Raw genomic sequence first — 14,898 nt, 5'->3', positions numbered from 1 at the left:
GCATGGACTGCGCGTCCCGGATAGTGCGACGGGCCGGAGCGCTAGCACTCCGGCCCGTCCTACGTGCGGTCGAACTACTGCTTGAGCATGTTGTCCAGCAGCAGCGCGCAGCGGATCAGCCCGAGGTGGCTGTACGCCTGCGGGTGGTTGCCCAGGCCGCGCTCGGCGAGCGGGTCGTACTGCTCGGGGAGCAGCCCGGTCGGCCCGGCGGTGAGCACCATCTGCGCGAACAGCTCCTCGGCGTCGGTGCGGCGACCGGTGCGCAGGTACGCCTCGATCAGCCACGCCGTGCAGATGTGGAAACCGCCCTCACGGCCGGGCAGGCCGTCGTCCCAGTGGTAGCGGTAGACGACCGGGCCGCTGCGCAGATCCGCCTCGATGCGCAGGACGGTGGACAGGAAGCGCGGGTCGTCACCGGCAAGCAGGCCGGAGAGCCCGATCCAGAGCGACGAGGCGTCCATGTCCTCGTCGCCGTACGCGACGCTGTACGCCTCGACGTCGGCGTGCCAGCCGTGCTCCAGCACGTTGGAGCCGATCCGGTCGCGCAGGTCCTTCCACTCGGGCCGGTCCTCGCCGCCGTGCTCCCGCATCACGTGCAGGGCGCGGTCCACTGTCATCCAGCACATCACCTTGGAGAACACGTGGTGCCGTGGTGGCAGCCGGGCCTCCCAGATGCCGTGGTCGGGCTCGTGCCAGCGGCGCCGAACCGCCTCGACCATGTTCTCCAGGACCCGCCACTCGTCGTCGCGGACCGAGCCGCGCGCGTCGGCGACGGCCGCGATCAGGTCGGCGATCGGGCCGAAGACGTCCAGCTGCAACTGGTGGTTGGCGAGGTTGCCGACGCGGACCGGCCGGGAGCCGGCGTAGCCGGGCAGCGTGTCGATGACCGCTTCGGCGCCCAGCTCGTACCCGTCGATGGTGTAGAGCGGGTGCAGGCGTTCCGGGTGGCCGCCGGTGCGCTCGATGCAGCCGTCCACCCAGCGCAGCAGTGCCTCGGCTTCCTCGATGGAACCGAGGTCGACCAGCGCGCGGGCGGTCAACGCCGCGTCGCGCAGCCAGCAGTAGCGGTAGTCCCAGTTGCGGACGCCGCCCAGCTCTTCGGGGAGCGAGGTGGTCGCCGCGGCCAGGATCGAGCCGGTGGCCTCGTGGCAGAGCCCACGGAGGGTGAGCGCGCTGCGGGCGACCAGGTCGCGACTGGTGGACGGCAGCCGAAGTGAGGCCACCCAGTCCTTCCACGGCTGCTCGGCGGCGGCCTGCCGCTCGTGGATCGGCACCCGGTGGTGCTCAAGGCTGTGCGTGCCGAAGCGCAACTCCAGCACTACCTGCCCGCCAGCGGCGGAGAGGTCGACGATCGCCTTGGCGGTCTCGTACCCGCCGTCGTTGCCGACCTCCCACTCCACGCCGGGGGCGTAGAGCGCGACAGGCTCGTTGGAGCCGAGCACCAGCAGGCCGTCGCCGATCGGCTGCAACTGCACGGCGACCTGACCGAACTCGGGCCTCGGCGCGAACTCCACCCGGGCCTTGCCGCTGCCGGTGAGCACCCGGATCAGGGTCGAGTCGCCGGTGATGACCGCGGGGCTGTCGTCCGGAGTGGTCTCCCGAGCCGGCTTGTCCAGCCAGTCGGTGACGGTGAGCCCGGACCACCGGGTCTCCACTGTCATCGTGCCGGAGCGGTAGCGCTGGCCCAGCGGGATGCCGCCGCGTTCCGGGGCGACGCTGAAGTGACCGGCCGGGCTGCCACCCACCAGGTCGGCGAAGATCGCCGCCGAGTCCGGCTTGGGGTGGCAGAGCCAGCTCACCTTGGCTTCGGGGGTGAGTAGAGCGACGGTACGACCGTTGGCCAGCATGGAGTGGCGCTCGATCGGCACCGCCCGCTCGCCGAACAGCCAGTGTCGACGGGTCTCCAGCAGCAGCGCCAGCGCGCGGGCGGCCTCCAGCGGGTCGGCGACCCGGTAGCTGGCCTGGGTGTCCCCGGGGCCGATCTTGATGCCGAGGTCGGGACCGTGCAGGTGGGCGAACCCGTTCTCGTCGGTGATGTCGTCACCGATGAACAGCACCGCGCTGGAGGCGAGCTGGGTCCGCAGCTGGTCGAGTGCGGTGCCCTTGTGGGTGGCCACGACGGAGAGCTCGATGACCTCCTTGCCCTGGGTCACGGTGACGCCGTCGAAGGTCGCCGGGCCGTTGCGGACCGCCTCGATGGCGGCTGCGGCGACCTCCGGGTCGACCCCTCGGGTGTGCACGGCGACGCTGGCCGGCTTGCGTTCCAGCCGGATGCCCGGGTGCGCGGAGGCGATGTCGCGCAGCGCGTTGCGCACCTTCTGACGCACCGCGACCAGCTCGGGGGAGAGCCGCTCCACGAAGCCGATGTCGAACTCGGAGCCGTGGCTGCCGACGAGGTGCACCTCGCTGGGCAGTCGGGACAGTGCGGCCAGGTCGCGCAGCGCCCGGCCGGAGACGACCGCCACTGTGGTCTGCGGCAGCGCGGCGAGCGCGCGGACCGCGGCGACCGACTCGGGCAGCGGCACGGCCGTGCTCGGGTCCTCCACGATCGGCGCCAGTGTGCCGTCATAGTCGCAGGCGACCAGGAGCTGGGGAACCCGGGCGATCCGGCCGATGGCGGAGCGCAGCTCGGGGTCCATCACCCCGGTGGCCATCGCCGCTCCATCGTTGACGGTCGTGTTCACTCGGCCTCCGCCTCGGAAACTCCAAGCTCGGAGAGGAAAGACTTGGCCCAGTGGCCCACGTCGTGGGTACGCAGGTGACGTTGCATTGTCCGCATCCGGCGGCGTGCCTCGGTTTTCTCCACGTGCACTGCCCGGAGCAGGGCGTCCTTGACCGCGTCCGGGTCGTGCGGGTTACACAAAAAGGCCTGGCGCAGCTCCGTTGCGGCGCCGGCGAATTCACTGAGCACGAGCGCGCCACCCTGGTCGGCGCGAGACGCGACGTACTCCTTGGCTACCAGATTCATTCCGTCTCGCAGCGGTGTCACCATCATCACATCGGCGGCAACGTACATCGCGGCGAGTTCACTGCGACTGTACGACTGATGCAGGTAATGCACCGCCGGCACGCCGACCCGGCCGAATTCGCCATTAATCCGACCAACCTCGCGCTCCACCTTGACCCGTAGTGCCTGGTAGTGCTCGACGCGCTCTCGGCTGGGCGTGGCCACCTGCACCATAACCGCGTCGGGGACTGTCAACTTTCCGTCAGCAAGGAGCTCGCGGAAGGCCTTGAGTCGCAACTCGATGCCCTTGGTGTAATCCAGCCGGTCCACGCCGAGGATTATCGTCTTCGGGTCGCCCAACTCGGCACGGATCTGCTTCGCCCGGGCCTGGATCGCCGGGTCGGCGGCCATCCGCTCCATCTCCTGGGTGTCGATCGAGATGGGGAAGGCGCCCGCCTTCACCTGCCGACCTTCGACCTGGATCATCTGCCCCTCGTAGCGCAGCCCGAGCAGGTGCCGTGCCAGCCGGACGAAGTTCTGCGCGGCCAGCCGCTGCTGGAAACCGACCAGGTCGGCGCCGAGCAGACCGCGCAGGATCTCGGTGCGGAACGGCATCTGCATGAACAGCTCGATCGGCGGGAACGGGATGTGCAGGAAGAACCCGATCCGCAGGTCCGGACGTAGCTCACGGAGCATCGCCGGGACCAACTGCAACTGGTAGTCCTGCACCCAGACCGTGGCACCCTCGGCCGCGACGTCCGCCGCGGCCTCCGCGAACCGCGCGTTGACCAGGCGGTACGCCTCCCGCCACCGGCGCTTGTAGGCCGGCGTCTCGACCGCGTCGTGGTAGAGCGGCCAGATCGTCGCGTTGGACTGGCCCTCGTAGTAGCGCTCCAGCTCCTCGGCGCTGAGCGGGACCGGATGCAGCCGGATCCCCTCCAGGTCGAACGGCTCGGGAGCCGCGCCGGTGCCACCAGCCCAGCCGACCCAGGTGCCCTGGTGTTCGGCGAGCACGGGATGCAGCGCGGTGACCAGCCCACCGGGGCTACGTCGCCACTGCCGCCCCTCGGGTGTGCTCACCTCGTCGACCGGCAGACGGTTCGCCACTACGACAAAGGAGCTTCGGACGGTCACGATCGGCCACCTCCGGGTACTGACGGGTCCACCGCGATGAGCGTACTGAGCGTAGCTGCGGCGTCTGGTGCCCCGTGCCGGAGTCTCCTACCCGCCTCGGTCCGACCGAATCCTAGAGGTGATCTTGTCGACAGACCGTGGGTCAGAGGTCGATGATCGGCCATTCCTTGGGCAGCACCTCGCCGAGCAACTCCCGCCGATCCGTCATGATCGGTACGACCGCTCGGGCTGCTGCTTCGATCGCAACCTGGGCGAGATCGATGCTGCCCAGTAAGCGAGACCAGCCGCCCAGGATGGTGCACATGTTGTGATCGACCGGCGTGACGAGTACAGCTTCGAGATCGGCGACAATGTCCAGCAGTGGCCAGCCGTCGTTGGACACCCGGCGATACGCGGCCGTGAGGCACATAGCCGGAATGATCACCGACTCCCGGCGGTAGGCCACTTTGGCGATCTGGATGCCAACGGCCGGCACTCCTTCGGAGTAGGCCAGCAATGCGGTCGTGTCGAGCACGAGTCCTGCGTCAGTCACAGACCTGCATCCGTCCTCGGGACGCCTCGTTGAGCAGCGCTGCGGCCTTGGCGCGCAACTCGGGAGTTATTGCCTGGCGTGCCTGATCCAACTTGCGCCCGGCCTCCTCAAGACCCTCGTCGGTGATCTTGAAGCCGAGCTGCTCCAGGGTCCGTCGTGTTCGTTCACCGACCATGCGTTGGCGGATGCTCTCCGTCACGAATGCGGACACGTTGGGCTCGGTGGCCAATCGCTCCGCCACGTCGTCCGGGACACTAATGGCGATCTTTTTAGTCATACCGAAGACGCTAGCGGGTGATACCGGACCGGGCAACGCGGCTCGCCCGCGTACTCCTGAGGCGGGGTGATGTGGGCGAACCGCGTCGTACCTGTCAGGATTGACGATGGCGTGCGCGCGGCCGGTCACCGGCCGGCGGCGGCGGGCGGTCTTCGCAGCCCGCGCCCGCGCCGCCGATCAGCGAAAGCAACCGACGGAGGTAGCCCGCACCGTGGCCCAGTACATCTACGTCCTGGAAAAGGCCCGCAAGGCGCACGGCGACAAGGTCGTGCTCGACAACGTGACGTTGAGCTTCCTGCCGGGAGCCAAGATCGGTGTGCTCGGTCCGAACGGCGCCGGTAAGTCCAGCCTCCTCAAGATCATGGCAGGGCTGGACAAGCCGAGCAACGGCGAGGCTCGGCTGATGCCCGGCTACACCGTCGGCATGCTCGCCCAGGAGCCCCCGCTCAACGAGGCCAAGACCGTGCTCGGCAACGTCGAGGAGGCGGTCGCCGAGACCAAGGCCAAGCTGGAGCGCTTCAACAAGATCGCCGAGCAGATGGCGACCGACTACTCCGACGAGCTGATGGAGGAGATGGGCAAGCTCCAGGAGGAGCTGGACCACCTCGACGCCTGGGATGTCGACTCCAAGCTCGAACTGGCCATGGACGCGCTGCGCTGCCCCCCGCCGGACGCCGACGTGACCCAGCTCTCCGGTGGTGAGCGCCGCCGCGTCGCGCTCTGCAAGCTGCTGCTGGAAGCGCCCGACCTGCTGCTGCTCGACGAGCCCACCAACCACCTGGACGCGGAGAGCGTCTCCTGGCTGGAGCAGCACCTCGCCAAGTACGCCGGCACCGTCATGGCGATCACCCACGACCGGTACTTCCTCGACAACGTGGCCGGCTGGATCCTGGAGCTGGACCGCGGCCGGGCCATCGGTTACGAGGGCAACTACTCCACCTACCTGGAGAAGAAGGCCGCCCGCCTGGCCGTCGAGGGTCGCCGCGACGCCAAGATGAAGAAGCGCCTCACCGAGGAACTGGAGTGGGTCCGCTCCAACGCCAAGGCCCGCCAGACCAAGTCCAAGGCCCGCCTGGACCGGTACGACGAGATGGCCAACGAGGCGGAGAAGACCCGCAAGCTCGACTTCGAGGAGATTCAGATCCCGCCGGGCCCGCGTCTGGGCAGCACGGTGATCGAGGCGGTCAACCTCAGCAAGGGCTTCGGCGACCGGCTGCTGATCGACAACCTGTCGTTCTCGCTGCCGCGCAACGGCATCGTCGGCATCATCGGCCCCAACGGCGTCGGCAAGACCACCCTGTTCAAGACCATCGTCGGGCTGGAGGAGCCGACCGGCGGCCAGGTCCGGGTCGGCCCCACCGTCTCGCTGTCGTACGTCGACCAGAACCGCGAAGGCCTCAACGGCGACAAGACCGTCTGGGAGGTCGTCTCCGATGGGCTGGACTACCTGATGGTGGGCAAGGTCGAGATGCCGTCGCGGGCGTACATCGCCGCGTTCGGCTTCAAGGGACCGGACCAGCAGAAGCCGACGAAGGTGCTCTCCGGCGGTGAGCGCAACCGCCTCAACCTGGCGCTGACCCTGAAGATCGGCGGCAACGTCATCCTGCTCGACGAGCCGACGAACGACCTGGACGTGGAGACGCTGTCCAGCCTGGAGAACGCCCTGCTGGAGTTCCCCGGCTGCGCCGTGGTCATCTCGCACGACCGGATGTTCCTGGACCGCGTCTCCACGCACATCCTGGCCTGGGAGGGCGACGACCAGGACCCGACCCGGTGGTTCTGGTTCGAGGGCAACTTCGAGGCGTACGAGAAGAACAAGATCGACCGCCTCGGCGCGGAGGCTGCCCGGCCGCACCGGGTGACCTACCGCAAGCTGACCCGCGACTGACCGGGCCGAGAAGGTGTCTGACCGGTTCGTCTACCACTGCACGCTGCGCTGGTCCGACCTGGACGCGTACGGCCACGTCAACAACTCGCGCTTCCTCACCCTGTACGAGGAGGCGCGGGTGGCGTTGATGTTCGCCGGCGGCCGGGCCTGGGGGGTCGGCTCGTTCGCCGACGGGGTGGTGATCCGTCGGCACGAGGTCGACTACCTGCGCCCGGTCGACTACGCGCTGGGCCGGGCCACCGCGGAGGCGGCGCCCACCGTTCGGATCGAGCTGTGGGTGGAGGAGATCCGGGCCTCCCGGTTCACTGTCGCGTACGAGCTGTACGACGGCGAGGTGCTGGCCAGCCGCGCCCGTTCGGTGCTGGTGCCGTTCGACCTGACCCGCCAGGTGCCCCGACGGATCACACCTGAGGAGCGGGACTTCCTTCTCACGTACGCCCCACAGGGCGGGGCGGCATGACCCGGCCGGGTACGGCCGAGCCGGGACGGACGGCCGCGTCGACCCCGACGCACGGTGTCGCCGGGGTGGCGGACGCGGGTGCCTTCCTGGCCCGGCTGGTCCGGCTGGATCCGGTCGCACCGGTCCGGCTGCGGCCGGCCGGTGGGCCCGGCCGGGTCGCCCTCTGGGCCCGGCTGCCGTGGCAGGTCCTCGTGGTCCGCACGGTGGCCGGTGGGCCGGCCGAGGACGTCACGGTGGCCGCCGCCGAGCTGCTGGCCGAGTTGGAGCGTGGCGGTGCGGCACTGCCGACCCGCCGGGACGCGCAGTGGCGGTGGCCGCTGCCGCCGGCGCGCAGCCGGCAGGTGGAGGCGCTGCCGGTCGCCGAGCTGCGACGGATCGCGCAGGCGGCGGCGGGCACCCTGCGGACGGCGAGCGAGCAGGGGGTGGCCGGCCGCGCGGTGGGTCAGCGTGCCCTGCGCGACGCGTTGCTCGACCACGTGGCGGTGCTGGTCACTCCGGACGGGCCGCCCGCCGAGCCGGTCGAGGTGTCCCAGCGGCTGGTGCAGGCGGTGGTCCGGATGGGCTTCCTCGGCGCCGCTGACGGCCCGGTCGCCGGCCACGGTGGTCCCGACGTTCAGGTGCGGGCGGCGGGTCGTTGGGTTGGCCTGGTGGGACCATACGGAGCGGCATGGTCGCAGAAGGCCACGGATCTTGCCGTGACACCCCTGAGTACTCGTCCGAACGGCTGACCCCGGCTCGTTCTTCTGGGCTGGGGCGGTCGTTGGGGGGGTGCTTCAACTCGGCTGTCCGGGTACCGTCCATCCTCGGATCCAACGCACCGTAGGCGGCTGGATCCGCTGGGGAGTGAGGTGCGCGAGCGATGCCGTGGTGGTCATGGCGCCCCGGTCCCGCCGACGGCGGCGATCCGGAAACCCGAAGCGGGATCACAGTGGAGAGCGCGGTCCGGGTCGGGCCGCCCAGCCCTCGCCAGCCGGGGGACGACTGCCCGGCCAATGAGCGGCCGGTGCTGTCCGAGATGCCCGCCAACGTCGAGCCGGTGAGTCTGCGCCGGGTCTGTGACGCACTCGACCTGCTCGACGTGCGCTACCTGGCCGACGGTGACGGCAATCTGCTGGCCATGTGGGAACGGCACGCGGTGCTGGTCACCCTCGAAGGGCCGGAGGACGAGATCCTGGTCATGCGGGCACGCCCACATGCCACCGTCCCGCCGGACTGGGCCGACCGGGCATACCGGGTGGTCAACGAGTGGAACCACACCCGCCGGTTCTGCAAGGCGTACATCGGCGACCCGACCGAGCGTGGGCAGCTACCGATCTACGCCGAGCTCCAGGTGCCACTCGGCGCCGGCACCCACGACGCGCTCCTGGTCGAGATGCTCGACTGCGGCGCGGCGGTGGCCACCAGCTTCGTGGACTGGCTGCACGACGAGGGCGCGCTGCTCTGACGCAACCTCGGCCCGGCGATCAGCCGCCGTTGGCCGGGTCCTCCTCGGCGTTGACCATGAAGTATGCGGCGCGCTCCAGGTAGTCCCAGAGTGTGGCGGCGATCTCCGGCTCGAGGTCGAGCCGGTCCACGGCGCGGCGCATGTTCCGCAGCCAGGCGTCCCGCTCGGCGGCGCCGATCCGGAAGGGCGCGTGCCGCATCCGCAGCCGCGGGTGGCCGCGCTGGGCGGAGTAGGTGTTGGGGCCGCCCCAGTACTGCATGAGGAACAGGGTCATCCGATCCGCGGCCGGCCCCAGGTCTTCCTCCGGGTACATGGGCCGCAGCAGGGGATCGGTGGCGACGCCGGCGTAGAACTCGTCGACCAGCTTGCGGAAGGTGGGCTCGCCGCCGACCGCTTCGAAGAGGGTCATCGACGCACCAGGACGGTCGGATTCACCTGCGGGGTTCACCGTTCCATCCTGCCAGGTGCGCTCCGTGCCGGCCCGACCCGTGCGGCGTGCGTCGGATCACGCCGGGGATCAGGTGACCGCGTGGCGGCGGTGCCCGTCGCCGGAGCGCGGCTCGGGAGTGCCCGCCTCCGTGTCGTCCTTGGCAGGGCTGGCAGGTTCCTGCGGCGGCTCGGCGTTGGCCGCTGTGGCTGCGGCGATCGCGTCGTCCATGGTCTGCCGGTCCGGCCAGCGCAGCGCGGCCACCCCCATGAGCACCACTCCGGCCGCGCTCCACAACCCGACCACCACCGGGATGGGGAACCGCTCGGCGAGCAGCCCGGTGACCAGCACCGCGACACCCTGGATGACCTGGACACCGGTGGCCATCACGCCGAAGGCACGGGCGCGGAAGCCGTTGGGCAGTGCCTGGACGAACAACCCGTTGGCCATCGGCAGCATGCCGGCGACCGCGAACCCGCAGAGGGCGGCCAGCAACGCCACCACCAACGGGGACGGGTCGAACAGCGCAGGCACCAGCACCAGCGGGGCGAGCACCGCGAGTGGCCGCATCAGCTTCATCCGGCGGGCCGGCCCGAACAGCCGGCTCACCAGCAACCCGCCCAGGATGAAGCCGACGGGGTTGGCCACCATGATCACCGCCTGCGCCGCGCCCCTGCTCAGGTCGCCCTTGGCGCCCTCGTTGGCCCAGGCGGCGGCGAGCCCCTCCGGGACGATCGAGAAGAGCATGGCGCTGAAGACCAGCACCGCGATCGCCCGCAACACCGGCGTGCGGAACACGATGGCGAACCCCTCGCGCGTCTCCCGCAGCAGATGGCTGCGGTGCGCGGGGTTCATGGACGCCGGGCGGTGGCGCACGCCGAGGCGGACCAGCAGCGCGGACAGGCCGAACGTCGCCGCGTTGAACAGCAACGCGACCACCGGGTCGATCGAGGCGACCGCCGCACCGAACACGTACCCGATGACCTGGGCGGCCTGCCCGATGCTGCTGTTCAGCGACAGCCCGAGCACCAGCCGGTCCCCGGTGAGCATCTGCGGCATCAGCGCGGACTTCGCCGCCTGGCTGGGCGGGTTGGCCAGTGTGGCAGCGAAGATCAGCACCAGCACCGCCTGGTACGGCAGGTTCGGGATGGCGATGAGCAGCATCAGCATCATGCGGATGACGTCACACGACACCATCACCTTGCGGTACGGGTACCGCTCCGCCAGGGCGGCGAGCACGGGACCACCGAGCAGCCAGGGCAGGAAGCTGACCGCGAAGGCTGCCGCGGAGAGCGCGACGGACCGGGTCTGCTGGTAGACGAGCAGGGTGACGGCCGCCTTCGCGACGTAGTCACCGACCCAGGAGAGAGCACCAGCCACGAACACGGCCCGAAACTCGTGCTGGGCGAACACTTCGCGAAAGGTGGCGGGGCCTTCCGCGGAAGGTCGCTCGTCGGGCACCGTCGCCTCCATCGGCTCCGGTTCGGCCGCTCGTGGCAGCCAGGCCGGAAGCCCTCGTCAGATCTGCGGATCAGCGAGTATGTGATCACGCTCCGGCGGGAACGCGTGTTCCGGATTCTGCCCGATCGTCTGACAACTAGCTAGGGCGAACGGATCGATCGTCGCTTCCCCGACTGAACGAACGGACGATACCTGAGGGGCCGGGTGGCTGGCGACCCTGCATCGGCGGACATTTTCGCCTGGGTCAGGTGGCGCCGCCCTGACCGGTCTCGCTGTCGGGCAGCGGCCGGGTCGGCAGCCCGGGATAGATACGAGCAGCCGCGATCTGCGCGGTGATCCCCGAGTTCTCCAGCGCCTCGGCGAGCCGCCGGCGCAGCTCCCGACCCACCGCGAACTGCCCGTCCGCGGTGGTCTTCACCACCGTCCGGATGACCGCGCCGTCCACCGTCACCTGCTCGACGCCCAGCACCTCCGGCGCCTCGACGATCTCCAGCGACAGCTCCGGGTCGACCGCGATCGAGGCGGCCGCGGTCCGCAGGACGGCGGTGGCCTCCTCGGTGCTGTTGAAACCGATCGGCAGGTCCACCACCACGAGGGCCCAACCCTGGCTCTTGTTGCCCACCCGGATGATCTCGCCGTTGCGGATGTACCAGAGCACGCCGCGACCGTCGCGCACCGTGGTGACCCGCAGCCCGACCGACTCGACCACGCCCATCGCCTCGCCCAGGTCGACGTTGTCGCCCACGCCGTACTGATCCTCGATCAGCATGAAGAGGCCGGCGATCAGGTCCTTGACCAGGCTCTGCGCGCCGAAACCCAGTGCCACGCCGGCGATCCCCGCGCTGGCCAGCAGTGGAGCCAGGTCGAAGCTGAACTCGCGCAGGATCATCAGCAGTGCGATGCCGAAGACGAAGGCGGTGGTCAGGCTGCGCAGCACGGAGCCGATCGCCTCAGCCCGCTGCCGTCGCCGCTCGGGCACGAACTCGGCCGGGTCACCCGCCGTGCTGGGCACCCGCTCGCGCAGCGGGCGCAGCATCGTCGGCACCGCGCCCTCGGTGGTCGTCCGGACCAACCGGTTGATGGTCCGGTGCAGCGCCCAGCGGGCCACCATCGCCAGCGCCAGGATCACCAGCACCCGCAGCGGCTTGAGCAGGATCCAGTAACTGCCCTCGGCGAACCAGGCCGATCTCGTGATGTCGTAGATCCACTCGCAGGAGGTGCTGCCCTGGCAGCTCACCGAATCGGCGGTGGACAGGGCAAGGGGCGTCACGCTGGCGGCACTCACCCTGTCTTCGTACCGCAAGGGACCCGACAGTCCGCCGCCGACCCACCGGCGGGTGAACTGCCGCAGAGGGCACGACCGGAACGGGGCGAACCGGCCATCGTGACAGGTGCGAGAGAGAGCTTCACGTCCGACCCCGGATTAGTACGTGCAATCCGGGGTCCGATCAGGGACTATTGGCGCAACGGACGTCGGTGATCGGCCCGGCGTCGACCGGGTGGGCCGGCGTGCCCGACCCCGGTCGGCGGCGGTTCGCAGCAGCCGCTGAACCGGGAGGGTGAGCGCGATGCCTGACATACGACCCACGGTGGGCTCCGGCGCGTTGGTCCTCAACGCCACCTACGAGCCGCTGTGTGTCGTGTCGGTGCGCCGCGCCGCGATCCTCGTCCTCTCCGCCAAGGCTGTCTGCGTCGCCGACGGTGACGGCATCCTGCACAGCGCCCGGGACGCGCTCCCGGTGCCGTCCGTGGTCCGGCTGACGCGCTTCGTCCGGGTGCCCTACCGGACGCACGTCGGGCTGTCCCGGCGGGCGATCTTCGCGCGGGACGGGTGGCGGTGCGCCTACTGCCGGGGCCCGGCCGAGACCATCGACCACGTCTTTCCGCGCAGCCGCGGTGGCCGGCACGCCTGGGAGAACGTGGTCGCCGCCTGCGCGCGGTGCAACCACACCAAGGGTGACAAGACTCCGGCCGAGATGGGGTGGCGGTTGCACGCGCTGCCGGCCGCGCCGAAGGGCACCGCCTGGCGGGTGCTCGGGCACCGGGCCCCAGACCCCCGCTGGGCCGACTGGCTGGACCTGCGCGAGCCCGAAGCAGCGGCCTGACCTTCGGTGTCTGACCGCGAACATCTGGCAATGTAGAACATCTGGTTCTACACTCGGTCTGTGGAACGCATCGGGGTCCGAGAGCTGAACCAGAACACGAGTCAGGTGCTGGCTCGGGTGAGTGGCGGCGAAACCGTCGAGATCACCGATCGTGGGCATCCGATCGCCAGACTGGTTCCGGTGAGTGACGACAGGTCGATACTGGCCAAGCTCGTAGCTGCGGGGCGGGCCGTCGCTCCGACCGGCGGCGGCTCTGTGCCGCTTCCCCCGAAGCTGGGTGACGAGGATGTGGACGTGGCCGCCACGCTCGCCGAGATGCGGGACGAGGAGCGCTGGTGATCTATCTGGACTCCGCCGCCGTGGTCAAGTTGGTTCGGCAGGAGGCGTGCAGCGCTGAGCTTGTCTCCTGGCTCAACACCCACGGAGACGTCCCCCTGGTCTCCTCCGCGCTGGTCGAGGTCGAAGTGCCCAGAGCGTTACGCCGATCAGCCCCGCAGGCGTTGGTCGGCGTGCCGGCGGCCGTCGGACGGCTCTTTCGACTGGAGATCGACGGCACGATCCGTGCGACCGCTGCCGCGTTTGCCGAGCCGACGTTACGCAGCCTCGACGCCATTCACCTTGCCACCGCTCAGGTTCTGACCAACGAGTCCGGAACGGCACTCATCGCCTTCGTCAGCTATGACCGGCGACTGCTCGAGAGCGCCAAGGTTGCGGGGTTACCCGTGGCAAGCCCCGGTCAGAACTGACCCAGATTCCGCTTCACCCGGGTCAACCACCTGTACGTGCCTTCGTCAGCGAGGCGAAGACCACCACGTTGTCCGAATAGCCCGTCTCGCCGCCGACCCACTGGCCGCCGCAGGTGATCAGTCGCAGGCTGGGACGGCTGAAGTCGCCGTACACCTCGTCCACCGGCAGCCGCCCCTTGTCGAACCGCTCCACCGAATCCACCTCGAAGATCGCCACGCTCCGGTCGGTGCGGGTGACCTCGATCTGGTCACCGGAGCGCAGTTCGCGAAGCTTGTGGAAGACCGCCGGCCCGCTGGTGGTGTCGACGTGCCCGACGATCACGGCCGGGCCGTACTGACCTGGGGTGGGCCCCTGGTCGTACCAGCCGGCCTCCTGGGCGCGGGCCGCGTCCGGCACGGCGATTGTGCCGTCCGGGGCGATGCCCACGTCGTGCACCGGCGCCTCGACGTCGATCGTGTCAATGGCAAGGTTGGTCGGACGGCTGGACGACAGCACCGGGAACTTCTTCGGTGGCGGTCGGAAGCCGGCGCTGAGCTGGTCCGGCAACAGGCTCATGCCGGTCACCTGCTCGACGCCGAGCATCGCCACGATCAGCACCATCAGCGCGGCGACGGCCAGGACCGGCAACCCTGGTCCCGCACCGATCAGGCGTCCGGCCAACGGCGACCCGGCCGGACGCCTCGGTGGCAGCGGCTGGGCGGTCGGATCGGTGGTGGCGATGCTGGCCGACCCGGCCTGACCGGCGACGCGGCCCAGCCGGCGGGAGGCGCGGGCCACCAGCCGGCCGGAGGCGCGCAGCGCCGGTCCGGCCCGGAGGCGGGCGCGGCGGTCCGGCCGCGCACGCGCGGATCTGCGGGTCATGGGTCGTCCGGCTCAGGAGCCGGCTCCGGTCCGACGTCGGCCGCCCGCCATGCCGAGCGCGATCGCAGTGGCCACCAGCGCCACGCCGCCGAGCACCAGCAGTGAGCCGGTGCCGCGACCGCCGGCCGTCCCGCCGCCCCCGGTCGCCGGTCCCTTGCTGGGCGACGCCATGTTCAGCACGGTCAGGGTGGTCGTGGCCGTCTGGCCGTTCTGGCAGCGCAGGTCCACCGCGTAATCGCCGGCCTGCTTGTCACGCGGAATGCTGGCCTGCGCGGTCAGGAAGCCGTTGTCCGGTCTGAGCGTCACGTGCCCGAACGCATCGGAGTGCACGCTGGACTGGCGGTTGTTGTTGTCGTTGTCGCAGCTCGCCTTGATGGAGACCCGGCTACCGGCCTGGGTGCTGTTCGGCGTCACCTCGACGAAGGTGTTCTCGCCGGCACGGGCCGGAGCGACAGACATCAGGACGAACGCCCCGACCAGCCCGACCAGTGTCAGTGCGGACGAGAGCGCGCGGTTGATCGTGCGGATTCCCTGCATGGTTTCCCCCCAACCGACGACGACCGCCGGAACCCTCCCCTGGGCACGCGGCCTGCTTTCCCGCTGGCGCGGGAGCAA

Annotated in this window: 16 protein-coding genes; 7 read left to right on the top strand and 9 right to left on the bottom strand. The window is 70.1% G+C overall.

Annotation, left to right across the window (positions count from 1 at the left end):
* Window positions 1-74: 74 nt before the first annotated feature.
* The 4 genes from otsB to AC3CF1_RS13060 all read right to left on the bottom strand — a co-directional run bounded on the left by otsB (window position 75) and on the right by AC3CF1_RS13060 (window position 4,824).
* A complete protein-coding gene (gene otsB, locus AC3CF1_RS13075) occupies window positions 75-2,654 on the bottom strand; it encodes a trehalose-phosphatase (RefSeq protein WP_088949791.1) in 2,580 nt (859 codons plus the stop codon).
* A 26-nt stretch (window positions 2,655-2,680) separates the two neighbouring features.
* Entirely contained in the window at window positions 2,681-4,081 is a 1,401-nt protein-coding gene (locus AC3CF1_RS13070) for an alpha,alpha-trehalose-phosphate synthase (UDP-forming) (RefSeq protein WP_088949790.1), read from the bottom strand.
* A 142-nt stretch (window positions 4,082-4,223) separates the two neighbouring features.
* Window positions 4,224-4,595, bottom strand: a complete 372-nt coding sequence (locus AC3CF1_RS13065) for a PIN domain-containing protein (protein ID WP_354982237.1) — start codon at window positions 4,593-4,595, stop codon at window positions 4,224-4,226.
* 10 nt (window positions 4,596-4,605) lie between these two features.
* Entirely contained in the window at window positions 4,606-4,824 is a 219-nt protein-coding gene (locus tag AC3CF1_RS13060; protein WP_355160564.1) for a hypothetical protein, read from the bottom strand.
* Window positions 4,825-5,101: 277 nt separating this feature from the next.
* Here AC3CF1_RS13060 and ettA point away from each other — a divergent pair, with 277 nt between their 5' ends.
* The 4 genes from ettA (at window position 5,102) to AC3CF1_RS13040 (ending at window position 8,682) form a co-directional block, all read left to right on the top strand.
* Window positions 5,102-6,778 carry an energy-dependent translational throttle protein EttA gene (gene ettA, locus AC3CF1_RS13055; RefSeq protein ID WP_088951967.1) on the top strand — a complete coding sequence of 559 codons (1,677 nt, stop codon included), beginning with the start codon at window positions 5,102-5,104 and terminating at the stop codon, window positions 6,776-6,778.
* A gap of 13 nt (window positions 6,779-6,791) precedes the next feature.
* Complete coding sequence (locus AC3CF1_RS13050; RefSeq protein ID WP_327645929.1) at window positions 6,792-7,238, top strand: acyl-CoA thioesterase; 447 nt, start codon at window positions 6,792-6,794, stop codon at window positions 7,236-7,238.
* Window positions 7,235-7,966 (top strand): DUF8185 domain-containing protein, encoded by a 732-nt coding sequence (locus AC3CF1_RS13045; protein WP_488450559.1) that lies wholly within the window; start codon window positions 7,235-7,237, stop codon window positions 7,964-7,966. Before AC3CF1_RS13050 ends, AC3CF1_RS13045 begins: the two co-directional genes overlap by 4 nt.
* Before the next feature lie 131 nt (window positions 7,967-8,097).
* The gene (locus tag AC3CF1_RS13040; RefSeq protein ID WP_088949785.1) at window positions 8,098-8,682 is read left to right on the top strand and encodes a type III secretion system chaperone family protein; all 585 of its coding nucleotides are present in this window, start codon (window positions 8,098-8,100) and stop codon (window positions 8,680-8,682) included.
* A 19-nt stretch (window positions 8,683-8,701) separates the two neighbouring features.
* Here the strand turns inward: AC3CF1_RS13040 and AC3CF1_RS13035 are convergent, their stop codons facing one another.
* The 3 genes from AC3CF1_RS13035 to AC3CF1_RS13025 form a co-directional block, all read right to left on the bottom strand.
* Entirely contained in the window at window positions 8,702-9,130 is a 429-nt protein-coding gene (locus AC3CF1_RS13035; protein ID WP_088949784.1) for a globin, read from the bottom strand.
* A 69-nt stretch (window positions 9,131-9,199) separates the two neighbouring features.
* Window positions 9,200-10,582, bottom strand: a complete 1,383-nt coding sequence (locus AC3CF1_RS13030; protein WP_355160562.1) for an MFS transporter — start codon at window positions 10,580-10,582, stop codon at window positions 9,200-9,202.
* Window positions 10,583-10,814: 232 nt separating this feature from the next.
* Window positions 10,815-11,855: a mechanosensitive ion channel family protein gene (locus AC3CF1_RS13025; protein WP_488450558.1), complete on the bottom strand. Its 1,041-nt coding sequence runs from the start codon at window positions 11,853-11,855 to the stop codon at window positions 10,815-10,817.
* Between the two features lie 283 nt (window positions 11,856-12,138).
* Between AC3CF1_RS13025 and AC3CF1_RS13020 the strand changes: the two genes are divergently transcribed.
* Genes AC3CF1_RS13020 through AC3CF1_RS13010 form a run of 3 tightly spaced genes read left to right on the top strand, consistent with a single transcriptional unit; the run spans window position 12,139 to window position 13,421 of the window.
* A complete protein-coding gene (locus tag AC3CF1_RS13020) occupies window positions 12,139-12,675 on the top strand; it encodes an HNH endonuclease (RefSeq protein WP_030333470.1) in 537 nt (178 codons plus the stop codon).
* 60 nt (window positions 12,676-12,735) lie between these two features.
* On the top strand, window positions 12,736-13,014 hold the full coding sequence (locus AC3CF1_RS13015) for a type II toxin-antitoxin system Phd/YefM family antitoxin (protein ID WP_354982233.1): 279 nt from the start codon (window positions 12,736-12,738) through the stop codon (window positions 13,012-13,014).
* Window positions 13,011-13,421: a type II toxin-antitoxin system VapC family toxin gene (locus AC3CF1_RS13010; protein WP_088949779.1), complete on the top strand. Its 411-nt coding sequence runs from the start codon at window positions 13,011-13,013 to the stop codon at window positions 13,419-13,421. The genes AC3CF1_RS13015 and AC3CF1_RS13010 overlap by 4 nt, the downstream gene beginning before the upstream one ends.
* 22 nt (window positions 13,422-13,443) lie before the next feature.
* Here AC3CF1_RS13010 and AC3CF1_RS13005 read toward each other — a convergent pair whose 3' ends face one another.
* The gene (locus tag AC3CF1_RS13005; protein ID WP_488450557.1) at window positions 13,444-14,283 is read right to left on the bottom strand and encodes a class F sortase; all 840 of its coding nucleotides are present in this window, start codon (window positions 14,281-14,283) and stop codon (window positions 13,444-13,446) included.
* 12 nt (window positions 14,284-14,295) lie between these two features.
* Complete coding sequence (locus AC3CF1_RS13000) at window positions 14,296-14,820, bottom strand: hypothetical protein (RefSeq protein WP_354983996.1); 525 nt, start codon at window positions 14,818-14,820, stop codon at window positions 14,296-14,298.
* Window positions 14,821-14,898: the final 78 nt, after the last annotated feature.

Source organism: Micromonospora sp. MGP-C2 (assembly GCF_057766525.1).
Note: the sequence above shows the minus strand (reverse complement) of the source record. Positions and strands in the feature narration are given on the sequence as shown.